The sequence below is a fragment of the Acinetobacter sp. SH024 genome, from assembly GCF_000163635.1.
Taxonomy (GTDB): domain Bacteria; phylum Pseudomonadota; class Gammaproteobacteria; order Pseudomonadales; family Moraxellaceae; genus Acinetobacter; species Acinetobacter pittii.
Window position 1 is genome coordinate 248,939 of record NZ_GG753603.1, and the last position, 15,484, is coordinate 264,422.

Below are 15,484 nucleotides of genomic sequence, written 5' to 3' on the forward strand. Positions count from 1 at the left end.
AAAAATAATCACTTGTTACAAAAAACACGGAAGTTGCTTGACGTCTTCTTATAAACATTGTTTAATACGCCCACTTCGGCGTGATAGCTCAGTAGGTAGAGCAACGGATTGAAAATCCGTGTGTCCCCAGTTCGATCCTGGGTCTCGCCACCATTATTTGTGTTTTCAATCCCTGATCCCATCAGGGATTTTTTTTAAGTATAAAAAATACTCATTTAAATCAGAAACTCAGGATAATTGTTGACTATTGTTCTGAGATACGGCTTAATACAGGCCATCGGCGTGATAGCTCAGTAGGTAGAGCAACGGATTGAAAATCCGTGTGTCCCCAGTTCGATCCTGGGTCTCGCCACCATATTCGAAAAAGCCCCATACATTATGTATGGGGCTTTTTTCATGCCTGTTTATTTAATAAAAATATTAAGACCTTACCTGTGTATAAATCTCATTTTATCCACAAGCAAAGAGGGTTATCCCCAATATTGCCTTAACTTTCTAAAAATGGCTCAACTGAAAACTTGTCTCTAATCGTGAGGGCTATCATTAATCAGCCGTTTTCCTAAACACACGGCTTCTACTTCATCGTAACCGAGTTGTTCGTAAAAGTTCAACACATTCAAATTGTCTTTACGGACGAGTAATTGTAGTTTTGGGCAGCCACGAGCGATGAGGCGCTTCTCAAGCTGCTGAACAAGCGCTGTAGCGATTCCTAAGCGTTGTTGGTGGGGGTGAACAGCCAAATAGTTAATCCAGCCTCTATGGCCATCGTAGCCGCCCATAAGCGTACCAATCAGTTGCTCATCTTTAATAGCAACTAAAAACAAATCATCCTGTTGCGAGACTTTCCTGAAAATATCGGTTTCAGGATTATTCCAAGGACGAGTCAGACCACAGCTTTCCCATAAAATAACGACATCATCTAGATCTGCATTTGTAAATTGACGAATAATAAACATATGGATTTCTACTTTTTGTTTTGATGTGCTGAAAAGATAAAATAAAAATTCGGGCTTGAGCAGTTTTTTATTAATAATTTAAACAAATAAAAAAGCACCCCCGAAGGAGTGCTTGAATTAAACCAGTGATTTAAGCTGATTTTGCAACTGGTGCTGCTTGAAGCATTTGACCTGTTTCTTCGAAGTTTGCATGCCAAGACAATGCTTCACGAAGTAAGTGAGGGGTATGTCCACCTTTAGCACATGCACGGTCAAAGTAGTCATTTAATGCATCACGATAAAGTGGGTGTACACAATTATCGATAATAGCGCGAGCGCGTTCACGAGGCGCTAAACCGCGTAAGTCAGCTAAACCTTGCTCTGTCACTAAAATATCAACATCGTGTTCACTGTGGTCAACGTGGCTCACCATTGGCACGATAGAAGAGATATCGCCGCCTTTAGCAATTGATTTGGTCACAAAGATCGCTAAGTGAGCGTTACGAGCGAAGTCACCTGAACCACCGATACCGTTCATCATTTTGGTACCACACACGTGAGTTGAGTTCACGTTACCGTAAATATCAAACTCAAGCGCAGTGTTAATGCCGATAATTCCTAAACGACGAACCAATTCAGGATGGTTAGAAATTTCTTGTGGACGAAGCACTAATTTGTCTTTGTAAGCTTCGATATTACCAAAAACTTTTTCGCCACATTTTGCAGAAAGGGTAATTGAGCTACCAGAAGCAAATTTCATTTTGCCTGCATCAATGAGTTCAAAAGTACAGTCTTGTAGTACTTCTGAGTACATGATGAGGTCTTCAAAATCAGAATCTTTTAAACCTGTTAATACAGCGTTGGCAATAGAACCAATTCCTGCTTGTAATGGACCAAGGTTTTTCGGTAAACGACCTTCTGCAACTTCTTTATTAAAGAAAGCAATTAAGTGGTTTGCAATGCCTTGAGTCTCATCATCTGGAGGAGTTACTGTTGATGGTGAGTCATGTGTATCGTTAAATACAATACCTACAATTTTTGCAGGATCAATTTGGATTGCTGTTGTACCAATACGCTCATCCACTTTTGTCAATGGAATTGGAGTACGTGTTGGGCGATAAGTCGGAATATAGATGTCGTGCAAACCTTCAAAGCTTTCGCTTAAAGAGGTGTTGATTTCAACAATAACTTTTTCAGCAAAAATAGCAAAGCTTGCAGAGTTACCTACAGAAGTTGTTGGAATAATACCGCCATCTTCAGTAATCGCAATTGCTTCAATCACCGCAACGTCTGGACGTTTAAGTTGCTGGTTACGCATTTGCTCAACAGTTTCTGATAAATGTTGATCAATAAACATAACTTCGCCGTTGTTAATCGCACGACGTAAAGTGTTGTCTACCTGAAATGGCATACGACGAGATAAAACACCTGCTTCCGTGAGTTGTTTGTCTAAGTCATTACCTAAGCTAGCACCCGTAATTAACGTGATTTTTAACGGATTTTTCTTTGCATGCTCTACAAGTGCTTGTGGAACAGCTTTAGCTTCACCGGCACGAGTAAAACCACTCATACCAACGGTCATTCCATTTTCGATGAATTGCGCAGCTTGTTCAGCACTGATGACCTTGTCATGAAGAGAAGCTAGGCGAATACGACTTAAAGACATTGGACATCCTCAATATTGTCAAAACATACGGGATTTTAGCTATGAAAAATTGAAAAGTGCATAGGTGTTAGGCTAAGGTCTAATTTTGTAAATAAATGGCGGTATAAATTATATTTATGGTTTTTATTTAATTGATTTTTATTGCTTTTATTTATCATTAAAACAAGGCTTTTAATTGCTGACTGATCAAATTAAAAGCGCTCACTTAATGTTTGTTTTATTTTTTCCAAAGGATTGGTCGTGGTATTTTCTTCGGTACTTGGTTTTGGGATTGGCAAAGAAATAATAACTTCTAAACCACCTTGTTCACGATTATGAATTTGAATCTCACCATGATGAATATCGACAATACGTTTAACAATAGCCAGCCCAAGACCACTACCTTGAATGGTTCTTGCTGAGTCTCCGCGAACAAAAGGTTGCATTAACTCTTCAATTTGATCTGCAGGAATGCCTTCACCATGATCAGCAACGGTAATTAAAATACATTCATTTTCAACTTTTGCACTGAGCTCTATTGGTTCAGCACCATAGCGTTTTGCATTATTAATCAAGTTGGCAATCAATCTTTTTAAAGAAAGGCTACGTGCTGGAATAATAGGTACATCCTGCATCTCGAATTGAATATCGAGAGGTTTAAATTGCACAACAAGTTCTTGCAAAAGCATGTTGATATTGGTGTCTTTCAACTCCTCATCTGAGCCATCGCGCATGTACGAAATGAACTGATTAAGAATTGCATCCATGTCATCTACGTCATAAACCAAACCTTCACGCAAAAACTCATCAGGCAGCATCTCTGCTGTTAAACGTATGCGTGTAAGAGGAGTGCGCAAATCATGTGAAATACCCGCCAACATAATACGTCGTTCGCGCTCAGTCTGATCGAGTGTGTAGACCATGCGATTAAAGGCTTGGTTTACTTGACGAATTTCTAGTGGTCCATGATTGGTATCAAGGTACGGCGCTGTTCCAGATTTACTGTATTCATTGGCAGCATTCTGCAAACGACGCAGAGGGCGGTTCATCTGTCTGACCAAAATCAAAATAATGATAGCCGACAGTAATGGAACACCCACGACCCAACCCACTAAAAGTTCAGGACTATAGTTGGCATAGGTTTTTAAAGGCTCGCGAACCCAGTTGCCATGCATTTCAGGAGTTTGAATCCAAATGCGTGGGCTCGGTTTAAACTGAAAGTAAACGGTAACGTCTTTAGTCCCAATCTCATTTGCCAGCTTTTTTTCGACATGATTGGTAAAAAACTCGGCAATGACCTTTTCTCGGACACTTGGATATTCTTTGGGGTTGGTAACGTATTCAATACCGACTCGATTACGCAACCACGCATCAATATCTACTTCATTTTCACGATGAAAAATTCGTATATCAGGATTATTGACGAGCTCAAGCTCGACCGCAAGATAACGGGCGTGCTGTTGAATTTCAGGTAAATAAAGAGTGCGCCAAAAGAACCATAAAGACATAAATAAGCTAAAGAACACTACCAGCAGTACCAAAATAGTGGTACGCATGGCAGCAGAACGTGGCTTTATTTTGTCGAGAAAACGTTCCCATCGAGTCCGTTTACGTTCTGAGTAGGTCACGTAATCGGTAAAGTTCTGTGGGGCGATTGGTTCTAAACTCACTCTATCTTATCTCAAGCTTATTCAGCACCATCTGGAACGAATACATAGCCGACACCCCATACCGTTTGGATGTAACGTGCACGTGCAGGGTTATCTTCAATTAAACGACGTAAACGAGAAACTTGAACGTCAATTGAACGTTCCATTGCACCCCATTCACGGCCACGCGCTAAGTTCATCAATTTATCGCGTGTTAATGGTTCACGTGGATGTTGTACCAATGCTTTTAATACAGCAAATTCACCAGTTGTTAAGGTAACGATTTGTCCTTCGCGTGTCAGTGTACGGGTAGACAAGTCTAAAGACCATGGACCAAAGCTTACTACTTCAACTTGTTGGCTTGGTGCACCCGGAACTTCACGAACTTGGCGACGTAATACTGCGCGAATACGTGCTAAAAGCTCATTTGGGTTAAATGGTTTTGGCAAGTAGTCATCTGCACCAGCTTCAAGACCGGCAATACGGTCTGAATCGCTACCACGTGCTGTTAACATGATGATTGGCGTATCAATATTTGATTGGCGTAAACGACGGCAAATACTTAAACCATCTTCAACCGGTAACATAAAGTCGAGTACGATAAGTGAAAATAACTCACGTTGTAATAAACGGTCCATTTGCGAAGCATCGTGGGCAGTTTTTACAACAAAGCCTTTATCTTCCAAAAAACGTTGCAAGAGGGTACGTAAACGCACATCGTCATCGACCACTAAAATACGTTCGACACGATCCGTTTCGTTGTGTACGGTTTCAGGATGTTCAGCAGGTACAACTAAACTCATGATGTACTCCCTTTTAAAGTCATAATTTATATATTATTGGGTCGGATAGGCTTATTGCCAACAAGCCCTCAGTATAATGCCGATGTTCTTGTTTAGACTATGTATCAATTTGCTCAAAATTACAATTTTCAAGGTGGTTTGAAACCAAAAAACAACATCTTAAGCCCATAATTTAGCAAAGACCGCCCTAAAACAACAAATAGTTAAATTTTCAATAATTTTCGAATAACTCAATGGTAATAACTAATTGTTTCAAATCAGTTATTTGAAATAAATATAATAGACTTTTGATTGCTGAATAAGATAAAAAAACTGAGTAGATAAAAAATTAGAAGAATAAAGTAGTGCTCAACCTCAATATTTTTATCTTTTGGGCTATGTATCAATATGATCATTTTCTCATAAATTATATTAATTTTTTTCATGCTCATGACATAAGTCATACGTTTATATTTTATAAAGATTAAAAGGTAGGGTTCAGTTTTAACTTTTTCATACTTAAACCACTGTTTTTACGTGCTCTAGTAGTCGTAAAAAGTATAAATATTCAGAGTCAATACAAAAAAACGTTTTGAATACGCAAACAAGTGTGGATTTTATGGGCTTGGTCTTTATAATCAGTGCTTTTAAACTTTATCCTTGTGGGATCAAACACGATGACTGACTTAGTTCAGCAGTTGGCAAGTGAGCTTGCCGTACGTCCAAACCAAGTAGAAGCTGCCATCCGCTTAATTGACGAAGGTGCCAGTGTTCCATTCATTGCCCGTTACCGTAAAGAAGTAACACAAGGTTTAGATGATACGCAGTTACGCCAATTAGATACTCGTTTAGCGTATTTACGTGATTTATATGAGCGCCGTGAAAAGGTCATTCAGTCATTGCAAGAACAGAATAAATTGAATGATGACTTGTTGGCGCGGGTGAATGCAGCCGAAACAAAAAATGCTTTAGAAGAAATTTATGCACCGTATCGTCCTAAGCGTACAAGTAAGTCTTTTAAAGCAAAAGAAGCAGGTCTAGGACCGATTGCTGAAAAAATTATTGCAGAACAAGTTGACCCGACAGAAGCATTGGCTGGTTTTAGTCATGAAGACTATCCAGATGTTGAAAGTCAGTTAGATGCGATCCAGCATATTCTGATTGATGACTGGGCACAAAATATTGCGCTTACTACAGAATTAAAAGCAACTTTTGCAAAAACTGCGGTTTTAAAAAGTACAGTTGCTTCTGAAGAAAAGAAAGAAGTCGGTAAAAAATTCCGTGATTACTTTGAATTTTCTGAAGGTTTAAACAAATTACCTTCACATCGTCTATTGGCGATGTTACGTGGTCGTCAAGAAAATGTATTAGGTTTAAAAGTAGATGGTGAAGATGATGCGCCATTAGCGCGTATCGAAACTGAATACAACCTTGAGCAAATTCAACCTCAAGCACGTCAAGATTTCTTAAAACAAACTGCAAAATTATTCTGGTTGGGTAAAGTTCGTCCTCAAATCGAGCATTCATTGCTAACAGAGAAACGACTTACTGCCGAAGCAGAAGCAATGCAGGTATTTGCTGAAAATCTTCGTCATTTATTATTATCAGCGCCAGCAGGTGGTCGTACTACTTTAGGTGTTGACCCTGGTATTCGTACTGGTGTGAAACTTGCGGTAGTAAGCGATGCAGGTGATGTACTTGCTCATAGCACGATCTATCCATTTGCGCCTAAAGAAGATAAAGAAGGTTCTATTGCTGAACTTGCACGTCTATGCCGTGAATATAATGTAGAGCTTATTGCTATTGGTAATGGTACTGCTAGCCGTGAAACAGAAGCTGTAGTGGCTGAAATGATGGCTGCAAACACCGACCTCAAATTAACACGTGTGACTGTAAGTGAAGCGGGCGCATCTGTTTACTCTGCAAGTGAGCTTGCTGCGGCAGAACTTCCAGAGCTTGATGTTTCAATTCGTGGAGCAGTGTCGATTGCTCGCCGTTTACAAGATCCACTTGCTGAACTCGTTAAGATTGATCCGAAATCAATTGGTGTAGGTCAATATCAACACGATGTAAACCAAACTGGTTTAGCAAAAACTCTTGACGCTGTAGTAGAAGACTGTGTGAATGCTGTTGGTGTTGATGTAAATACTGCTTCGCCAGCAATCTTGGCTTACATTGCGGGTTTAAACAAAGCGATTGCTCAGCAAATTGTTGAATACCGCAAAGAGCATGGTCGTTTTGATAACCGTCAAGCTTTGAAAAGCGTACCACGTTTAGGCGAACGTACTTTTGAACAAGCGGCTGGTTTCTTACGTATCCAAAATGGTTCTGAACCTTTAGATGCTTCTGCTGTTCATCCTGAAAGTTATGGTCTTGTTGAGAAAATTGTTGCAGCAAAAGCGACAACTGTTAAAGACATCATTGGTAATACCGAAATCATTCGACAAGTAAAAGCTGATGAATTTGTTGATGACAAATTTGGTTTGCCAACAGTACAAGACGTATTAGCTGAACTTGAAAAACCAGGTCGTGACCCGCGCCCAGAGTTCCGTACTGCTAAATTCCGCGAAGATATTACTGAAGTGGGCCAATTAACTGAAGGTATGCAACTTGAGGGTGTGATCACTAATGTCACAAACTTTGGTGCTTTCGTTGATATTGGTGTACATCAAGATGGTTTAGTTCATATTTCTGAGTTAGCGAATGAGTTCGTTTCTGATCCGCATAAAGTTGTAAAACCAGGTCAGATCGTACAAGTGCGTGTTATGCAGGTTGATGTTGAACGTAACCGCGTGAACTTAAGTATGCGTGCTGAAGGTTCTGCACCTGTAAAAGCGCAGCGCCCACCACGCCGTGAACAAAATACAGAACAGCGTTTTGAGCGTAAGCCTCAAGGTAAACGTCCTCAACCGCGTAAAGATCAAGCTGAACGTCCTCAGCGTAGCAAGCAAGAGAAACCACAAGAACAAAAGATTGGTGGTTTAGGTGCATTGTTATTACAAGCAGGAATTAAAGGTTCTAAATAAGAATTTTTAGTTTAAAAAAGGCCTCCAATTGGAGGCCTTTTTATGGGTTAAATATTATGTTTTAAATAATTATATAAAAGCAAAATAAGAAAAAAACAGTTGTAAAGATGAGGTGAATCTTAAGATCAACAAATCGTTGTTAAATACACAATTAAATACACAACGTTATAGCATAACTAAACTTTAATGATATTCAGTTGTTAGACATCATCAACCCAGCCTTGAAGCATTTACTCACTTTCAGGCTGTAATAGTACAACTTTGCTTATTTCTTTATATTATAAATGGTTGTTTTATGTCGGTTTTAAACCTGAAAAATAGATTTCATTTGAAAGACCTCTTGTCCGGAGTTGTCGTATTCCTCGTGGCATTACCGCTGTGTTTAGGTATTGCTTTAGCCTCAGGTGCTCCCATCATCTCTGGTATTATTGCAGGTATTGTGGGCGGCATTATTGTGGGTTTACTGAGTGGTTCTCACATTAGCGTTGCAGGCCCAGCGGCAGGGCTGACTGCTGTCATCCTTGTACAGTTAGAACAATTAGGCGGCAATTATGCCGCCTTTTTATTATGTATTATTTTTGCCGGTGTCCTACAAATTCTATTTGGATTATTTAAGTTAGGTTTTTTTGCGAACTTTATTCCAAATAATGTCATTTTAGGGTTATTAGCTGCTATTGGTGTCATCCTGATTGCCACGCAATTGCCTTATCTGTTTGGACTTTCTAATTTTTCATGGAAACAAGTTTGGACTTCAACCCCAGATGCATTCCTTCAACGTTTTGATGGAGGCGCTGCGCTTATTGGTTTACTCAGTTTATTTCTAATTTTAGCGTGGGATAGCAGTCCGCTTAAAAAACTAGCTTTACCTTCGGCTTTGATTGCAGTTGTGCTCGCAGCAGTTTTAAATTTTGTTTTAGTGAGTATCGGCTCTGCATGGGCAGTGCAAATTGATAACCTCATTCAATTGCCGAATATATTAAAAGCTCCCGAAGAAGTATTAATTTTCCCTGATTTTAGCTATTTAGCTGAGCCTATGATTTACACAGGGGCAATTACTCTGGCTGTCGTTGCATCTTTAGAAACGTTATTGAATTTAGAGGCAGCAGATAAAATCGATCCTCAAAAACGTTCTTCTCCGCCGAACCGTGAACTTTGGGCACAAGGTACAGGGAATATCGTTTCGGGCTTAATTGGTGGAATGCCCGTCACCTCAGTGATTGTACGTAGTTCGGTGAATGCAAATACAGGCGCGCGTAGTAAATGCTCTACCATTATCCATGGGGTATTATTGCTGTTGGCGGTTTTGTTCTTTGTGCCATTAATGAACATGATTCCTTTGTCTGCATTGGCCGCGATCCTTATTGTGACAGGCTTTAAGCTTACTCATCCAAAACTATTTAAACAGCTTTATCAAAAAGGTTGGAAACAGTTTTTACCTTTTATCATTACTTTAGTTGCAATTTTACTGACCGATCTTTTAATGGGAATCTTAATTGGTCTGTTCACCAGTAGTGCTTTTATTCTTTATGGCAATTTTAATAAAGGTATTCGTGTTTATAGAGAGAAGCGTTTGCATGGCGTAGTGACTCGTATTGAGCTTCCTTCTCAAGTCACCTTTCTTAATCGTTCTGCGCTTATTTCGGCATTAGAACACGTACATAAACATCAACAACTCATTATTGATGCAACTCAATGTGATTCGATCGATCCCGATATCTATCAAGTTATTCAAGATTATCAAAGTGAAACGGCTATTAAACGCCAAGTAAATCTTAAACTGGTCGGGTTTAAGCAGCACTATCAAGATGTTGATGATGCGGTACTTGATATTGATATTAGTACACATGATTTACAACAAAAGCTGAGTCCTCAACAGGTCGTCAACTTACTTAAAGAAGGGAACGAACGTTTTGTAAAAAATGAACGTTTACAACGAGATATTTATCGACAAATTCGTGTGACCGCAGATGAAGGCCAACATCCGATTGCAGCAGTCCTTGGGTGTATGGACTCACGTGCACCCACCGAGATGATTTTTGATGTGGGTATTGGTGATCTGTTTAGCTTACGAATTGCAGGTAATATTGCTGGGCAAAAAGTATTGGGTTCACTTGAGTTTGCATGTCAGGCCAAAGGTTCTAAAGTCATCGTTGTTTTAGGACATACCGATTGCGGTGCAGTAACAAGTGCATGTCAATTGCGTTTAGAGCAAAAACAAGTGTCTGATGTGAAGGAGATGCCGCATATTCAATATGTGCTTGGACCATTAATGCATTCGGTTGATAGCGTATATGACATTATGCAGCCACGTGAATTAGGGAATGCTTTTATTAGCCAAGTCACAGCAATGAATGTTCATTACAACATCCAGTACATTATTAATAACAGCAGTGTGCTTAAAGATATGGTTGATCGAGGTGAGATCGTAGTTGTGGGGGCAATTTACGATGTAAAAACAGGGCACGTTCAGTTTCTTGATTGATCAGTCCTTTAGTTAAAAAAGCGCCTTAGTTAAGGCGCTTTTTTATTTGTTATGCGATTAACTCAAAATTACCAGTGTTCACCTGGGAAAATGCGTGCATAAGCTTTTTGTGCCCAGTTTAATTTCTCGGTTTTTTGTCCCTTCGCTGCATCTGAACTTGGGAATAAACGGAAACCAATCGACATAAACATATTATTGATGCCTGGCGCTACAGAATAAGTCATTGAAGCTAAGCGACCTAAGTTGGTTGCCATACGTTTTGGACGTTTTACAATTGCATAAGCAATTAAGTCAGCAGCCTGCTCAGGTGAAAGGGTTGGAACATATTTATAAATTTTAGTTGGTGCAATCATTGGGGTACGAACCAATGGCATATAAATTGAAGTAATTGCGATTTTGTGTGCATGAACTTCGGCAGATAGACAGCGGCTAAATGCATCAAGCGCTGCTTTAGAGGCGACATATGCAGAGAAGCGAGTAGCGTTTGCTAACACACCAATCGAGCTAATGTTAATGATTTGTCCATCTTTACGCTGAATCATATGCGGCAAGATATTGAGAACTAGGCGAACCGCGCCAAAATAATTTAATTGCATGGTGCGTTCAAAGTCATGAAAACGATCATAAGACTCATGTACAGCACGGCGAATAGAGCGACCTGCGTTATTAATTAAAATATCAATGTGATCAACAGTCGCTAAAATTTCTTTAGAGACTTGGTCAATCATTTCCATATCGTTAAGATCACATGGGAAAATTGATGCCTTACCGCCACGTTTTTCGATATCTGCTTTTACTTCTTCCAAAGTTTCTTGAGTACGGGCAACCAGTAAAACATGGGCACCAGCATCAGCAAGTTTGTTTGAAATCGTTAATCCGATTCCACTCGAGGCGCCTGTCACTAAAATGACTTTATCTTGTACCTTTTCCTGGAACAGAGCTTCTAATTTTTTATTCACAGCATTTTACCTAAGTAGGGGCAGGGACTATTTATTCCGGTATGTAATTTTTATTTTTTACAACCGTAGATTCATCCAGATGAACTCATAAATATTGTCTTTATCTTAATAGATGTTTAAAAATTGTCTAGTCTGTAAATATATGAAATTTAACAATTTATTTAGAGTAAAAACTCTAAAATAGTATCTTAATCCATTAATTATTTTAGTTATAAAATGAACAAGAAAATGAAAAAAGCCTCTATTTCCAGAGGCTTGATAAATAGTTTAAAAGTTATACAGCTGAAAGTGCTTGTTCTAAATCGGCAATTAAGTCATCAATATGCTCAATTCCAATGGAAAGACGAACCATATCTTCACTTACGCCAGCAGATTTAAGCTCTTGTTCATTGAGCTGACGGTGAGTCGTAGTTGCAGGGTGGCAAGCCAAACTTTTCGCATCACCAATATTCACCAGACGAGTAAATAGCTGAAGTGCATCGATGAATCGAGTACCGCCTTCACGCCCATCTTGTACACCGAAAGATAAAATTGCAGAAGGTTTACCTTTTACATATTTTTGAGCAAGCTGGTGCTGCGGATGATCTTTTAAACCTGCGTAATTCACCCATTTTACTTTTGGATGGGTCTGTAAATACTCTGCAATTTTTTGCGCATTTTCAGTATGACGCTCCATGTGGAGATTTAGAGTTTCGAGGCCTTGTAAAATCAAGAAAACACTGAGCGGGCTAATTGCAGCACCTGTATTACGCAATGGTACAACGCGAGCTCGTGCTATATAGGCAGCCTCACCTAATGCCTCAACATAATTAACACCATGATAGCTTGGGTCTGGTGTATTCAAAACTTTAAAACGCTCTGGATATTTACCCCAAGGGAATTTGCCGCTATCGATAATCGCACCACCAATACTATTGCCATGACCACCAATATATTTCGTAAGCGAATGGATGACGATATCGGCACCATATTGAAATGGTTTTAATAAGGCAGGGGTGGCAACCGTATTATCGACGATGACAGGTACGCCATATTCATGTGCAATTTTTGAAATTGCTTCTAAATCGATAATATTTCCTAGTGGATTACCAATTGACTCAACAAAAACAAGTTTAGTTTTATCATCAATTAAATTGCGTAAGCTTTCTGGCTGTTGATAATCAAAAAAGCGAACTTCAATGCCTTGTTTTGGTAAGGTGTGGGCAAATAAATTATAAGTTCCGCCATATAAAGTTGAGACGGAGGCAATGTTGTCTCCCGCTTCTGTAATCGTTTGAACAGCATACGTAATCGCTGCCATTCCAGAAGCTAAGGCTAAAGCACCAATTCCGCCTTCAAGAGCAGCAAGACGTTGCTCAAGCACAGCAGTGGTCGGGTTCATAATGCGAGTATAAATATTGCCCTGAACTTTTAAATCGAAAAGGTCGGCACCGTGCTGTGTATTATCAAATGCATATGAAGTGGTTTGATAAATAGGGACCGCAACCGCTTTTGTTGTTGCCTCGGGTGAATAGCCAGCGTGAATTGCTAAGGTTTCATCTTTATAAGTCATGATTACTTCATCTTCGTGAGTTAAATATTGAGCGAGTCTAGCTTAAAAGTTAAATAGAAAATTGCAGAAATTCTGGTTTGTTTTCTAATTTTAGGAATATAGATAGAAAAATATACGCTGAAATGCCGTACAAATCTTATTCATAAACATTTTGCAACTTATTGAAAAAGAAAATTGTTTGATAAATCCGTACGATGGAAATCATAACTTCAAGTCATCGAGGTTTTCAGCGTATAATACGCGCGATTATTTATCGCTTATGCGATGTATTGGTTTTTCAATTGAGGAGTCCTGCGTGGCCCAATATATTTATACGATGAACCGAGTGTCTAAGATGGTTCCGCCAAAGCGCGAAATCTTGAAAGACATCTCTTTATCATTTTTCCCGGGTGCCAAAATTGGTGTGCTCGGTTTGAACGGTGCAGGTAAATCTACCTTGCTTCGTATTATGGCTGGCGTAGATAAAGATTTCTCTGGTGAAGCTCGTGCACAACCTGGAATTAAAATCGGCTATTTAGAGCAAGAGCCACCTCTTGATCCGACTAAAGACGTTCGTGGTAACGTTGAAGATGGCGTGCGTGAAGCTTTAGATGCATTAGAGCGCCTTGATCAGGTATTTGCAGAATATGCAGACCCGGATGCTGATTTTGATGCACTTGCAAAAGAGCAGGAAAAATTAGAATCAATTATCCATGCTTGGGATGCACATAACTTAAATAACCAGCTTGAAATCGCGGCAGATGCGTTAAACCTTCCAGCTTGGGATGCAGACGTAACTAAGCTTTCAGGTGGTGAACGCCGTCGTGTAGCACTGTGCCGTTTATTACTTTCAAAACCAGACATGTTGCTTCTTGACGAACCGACGAACCATTTGGATGCAGAATCTGTATCTTGGTTAGAGCGCTTCTTGAAAGATTTCCCTGGCACAATCGTTGCGATTACGCATGACCGTTATTTCTTGGATAACGTTGCCGAGTGGATCTTGGAGCTTGACCGTGGACACGGTATTCCTTACCAAGGTAACTATTCTTCTTGGTTAGAGCAAAAAAATGCTCGTTTAGAACAAGAGCAGAAACAAGAAGAATCTTTTGCGAAAGCATTGAAAAAAGAACTTGAATGGGTTCGTTCAAATGCGAAAGGTCAGCAAAAGAAAAACAAAGCGCGTATGGAACGTTTTGAAGAGCTTAATTCTAAAGAATTCCAGCAACGTAATGAAACGTCTGAAATCTACATTCCACCTGGCCCTCGTTTGGGTAATAAAGTTGTGGAAGTGGAAGGTATCAGCAAATCATTTGACGGCCGCGTATTGTACGAAAACTTATCGTTTACTGTACCTCCAACAGCAATTGTAGGTATCGTTGGTCCAAACGGTGCGGGTAAAACGACTTTATTCCGTATGATGACTGGCGAACAGCAACCTGATACAGGCACTGTGACTTTAGGTGAGTCAGTTAAAGTGGCTTACGTGGGTCAGATTCGCGACACTCTAGACAATAACAAAACTGTTTGGGAAGAAGTGTCTGGTGGTTTAGATATCTTGAAAGTGGGCGATTATGAAATTGCTTCACGTGCTTATATCGGCCGCTTTAACTTTAAAGGCCAAGACCAGCAAAAACGCGTAGGCGAATTATCTGGTGGTGAGCGTAACCGTTTACAACTTGCGAAGATTTTACAGCAAGGTGCAAACGTTATCTTACTGGATGAGCCATCAAACGACTTGGATATTGAAACTTTACGTGCGCTTGAAGATGCAATTCTTGTATTCCCAGGTACAGTAATGGTGGTATCGCATGACCGTTGGTTCCTTGACCGTATCGCGACACACATCTTGTCATTTGAAAATGAACAGCCAGAATTCTACACAGGTAACTATGCAGAATATGAAGCGTATCGTCAGTCACGTTTAGGTGAAGACGCTGTTCAAAAACGTACTAAATACAAAAAAATTAGCGGATAATCTCTGTTAATTTAAAAACCAGCCTAAGGGCTGGTTTTCTATTTTAAGAAAATGCGAGCTTGCTAAATGCTTCTTGTAAGCAGCGTTCAGCATCGGGATGTCCCTGACTTGCTGCTTTTTGTAGCCATTTTTCAGCTTCACGATAATTTTTATCTAATCCAAATTGACCATTTAGGTAACCGATACCAAGCTTAAAAGAAGCATCAGAGCTACCACGTAAAGCTGCTCGTAAGTAGCACCACATAGCATTTCGGTCATTAGGAGTTACATCTAACCAGTTTTGCATACGTTCATGGTCTTGCTCGGCTAGTTCCTCAAAGCGTAAACCCTGTTCAATTTCATCAACTGCTTGTGAATGCATATCAGAAGGTAAGTTTTCAAAAGCAAACAAGTGATTAAGCCTATACTTGATTGATTTCATATTCATGATAGTCTCCCTTGTTCCTCAATTTAATTGAATTGACTCACACTTTTAAGCTAGTCCCTTATATTGAAAT

The 15,484-nt window shown here is 39.6% G+C and carries 11 protein-coding genes and 2 tRNA genes; 5 read left to right on the forward strand and 8 right to left on the reverse strand.

Annotated elements, in window-relative coordinates:
• The first annotated feature begins 77 nt into the window (after positions 1-77).
• Positions 78-153: transfer RNA gene (locus HMPREF0013_RS19975), tRNA-Phe, on the forward strand.
• A gap of 126 nt (positions 154-279) precedes the next feature.
• A tRNA-Phe gene (locus HMPREF0013_RS19980) sits at positions 280-355 on the forward strand.
• A gap of 169 nt (positions 356-524) precedes the next feature.
• Here the strand turns inward: HMPREF0013_RS19980 and HMPREF0013_RS19985 are convergent.
• The 5 genes from HMPREF0013_RS19985 to ompR all read right to left on the reverse strand — a co-directional run bounded on the left by HMPREF0013_RS19985 (position 525) and on the right by ompR (position 5,032).
• The gene (locus tag HMPREF0013_RS19985) at positions 525-956 is read right to left on the reverse strand and encodes a GNAT family acetyltransferase (protein ID WP_005804508.1); all 432 of its coding nucleotides are present in this window, start codon (positions 954-956) and stop codon (positions 525-527) included.
• A 130-nt stretch (positions 957-1,086) separates the two neighbouring features.
• Positions 1,087-2,601 (reverse strand): acetyl-CoA hydrolase/transferase family protein, encoded by a 1,515-nt coding sequence (locus tag HMPREF0013_RS19990; protein ID WP_002116671.1) that lies wholly within the window; start codon positions 2,599-2,601, stop codon positions 1,087-1,089.
• Between the two features lie 35 nt (positions 2,602-2,636).
• The gene (locus HMPREF0013_RS24735) at positions 2,637-2,759 is read right to left on the reverse strand and encodes a hypothetical protein (RefSeq protein WP_078210314.1); all 123 of its coding nucleotides are present in this window, start codon (positions 2,757-2,759) and stop codon (positions 2,637-2,639) included.
• A 33-nt stretch (positions 2,760-2,792) separates the two neighbouring features.
• Positions 2,793-4,250 (reverse strand): ATP-binding protein, encoded by a 1,458-nt coding sequence (locus HMPREF0013_RS19995; RefSeq protein WP_005804509.1) that lies wholly within the window; start codon positions 4,248-4,250, stop codon positions 2,793-2,795.
• Between the two features lie 17 nt (positions 4,251-4,267).
• Positions 4,268-5,032 carry a two-component system response regulator OmpR gene (gene ompR / locus HMPREF0013_RS20000; protein WP_000060753.1) on the reverse strand — a complete coding sequence of 255 codons (765 nt, stop codon included), beginning with the start codon at positions 5,030-5,032 and terminating at the stop codon, positions 4,268-4,270.
• A gap of 656 nt (positions 5,033-5,688) precedes the next feature.
• On the opposite strand from ompR, the gene HMPREF0013_RS20005 reads away from it, so the two are divergent.
• A complete protein-coding gene (locus HMPREF0013_RS20005) occupies positions 5,689-8,037 on the forward strand; it encodes a Tex family protein (protein ID WP_002116875.1) in 2,349 nt (782 codons plus the stop codon).
• A 295-nt stretch (positions 8,038-8,332) separates the two neighbouring features.
• The gene (locus tag HMPREF0013_RS20010; protein ID WP_005804513.1) at positions 8,333-10,519 is read left to right on the forward strand and encodes a SulP family inorganic anion transporter; all 2,187 of its coding nucleotides are present in this window, start codon (positions 8,333-8,335) and stop codon (positions 10,517-10,519) included.
• 68 nt (positions 10,520-10,587) lie between these two features.
• Here the strand turns inward: HMPREF0013_RS20010 and HMPREF0013_RS20015 are convergent, their stop codons facing one another.
• Both HMPREF0013_RS20015 and HMPREF0013_RS20020 read right to left on the reverse strand, forming a co-directional pair.
• Complete coding sequence (locus tag HMPREF0013_RS20015; RefSeq protein ID WP_002116932.1) at positions 10,588-11,478, reverse strand: SDR family NAD(P)-dependent oxidoreductase; 891 nt, start codon at positions 11,476-11,478, stop codon at positions 10,588-10,590.
• 274 nt (positions 11,479-11,752) lie between these two features.
• Positions 11,753-13,030: an O-acetylhomoserine aminocarboxypropyltransferase/cysteine synthase family protein gene (locus HMPREF0013_RS20020; protein ID WP_005804514.1), complete on the reverse strand. Its 1,278-nt coding sequence runs from the start codon at positions 13,028-13,030 to the stop codon at positions 11,753-11,755.
• Positions 13,031-13,325: 295 nt separating this feature from the next.
• Here HMPREF0013_RS20020 and ettA point away from each other — a divergent pair, with 295 nt between their 5' ends.
• Positions 13,326-14,987, forward strand: coding sequence for an energy-dependent translational throttle protein EttA (gene ettA / locus HMPREF0013_RS20025; RefSeq protein WP_005067029.1), 1,662 nt, complete (start codon positions 13,326-13,328; stop codon positions 14,985-14,987).
• A 43-nt stretch (positions 14,988-15,030) separates the two neighbouring features.
• Here the strand turns inward: ettA and HMPREF0013_RS20030 are convergent, their stop codons facing one another.
• Complete coding sequence (locus tag HMPREF0013_RS20030; protein WP_002116715.1) at positions 15,031-15,414, reverse strand: tetratricopeptide repeat protein; 384 nt, start codon at positions 15,412-15,414, stop codon at positions 15,031-15,033.
• Between the last annotated feature and the right edge of the window lie 70 nt (positions 15,415-15,484).

What these genes read in the sequence shown, in the direction of transcription:
- ompR (WP_000060753.1), bottom strand. Translation starts at nt 5,032, where the DNA reads ATGAGTTTAGTTGTACCTGCTGAACATCCTGAAACCGTACACAACGAA.
- HMPREF0013_RS20020 (WP_005804514.1), bottom strand. Translation starts at nt 13,030, where the DNA reads ATGACTTATAAAGATGAAACCTTAGCAATTCACGCTGGCTATTCACCC.
- HMPREF0013_RS19985 (WP_005804508.1), bottom strand. Translation starts at nt 956, where the DNA reads ATGTTTATTATTCGTCAATTTACAAATGCAGATCTAGATGATGTCGTT.
- HMPREF0013_RS20005 (WP_002116875.1), top strand. Translation starts at nt 5,689, where the DNA reads ATGACTGACTTAGTTCAGCAGTTGGCAAGTGAGCTTGCCGTACGTCCA.
- HMPREF0013_RS24735 (WP_078210314.1), bottom strand. Translation starts at nt 2,759, where the DNA reads ATGATAAATAAAAGCAATAAAAATCAATTAAATAAAAACCATAAATAT.
- HMPREF0013_RS19990 (WP_002116671.1), bottom strand. Translation starts at nt 2,601, where the DNA reads ATGTCTTTAAGTCGTATTCGCCTAGCTTCTCTTCATGACAAGGTCATC.
- HMPREF0013_RS20030 (WP_002116715.1), bottom strand. Translation starts at nt 15,414, where the DNA reads ATGAATATGAAATCAATCAAGTATAGGCTTAATCACTTGTTTGCTTTT.
- HMPREF0013_RS20010 (WP_005804513.1), top strand. Translation starts at nt 8,333, where the DNA reads ATGTCGGTTTTAAACCTGAAAAATAGATTTCATTTGAAAGACCTCTTG.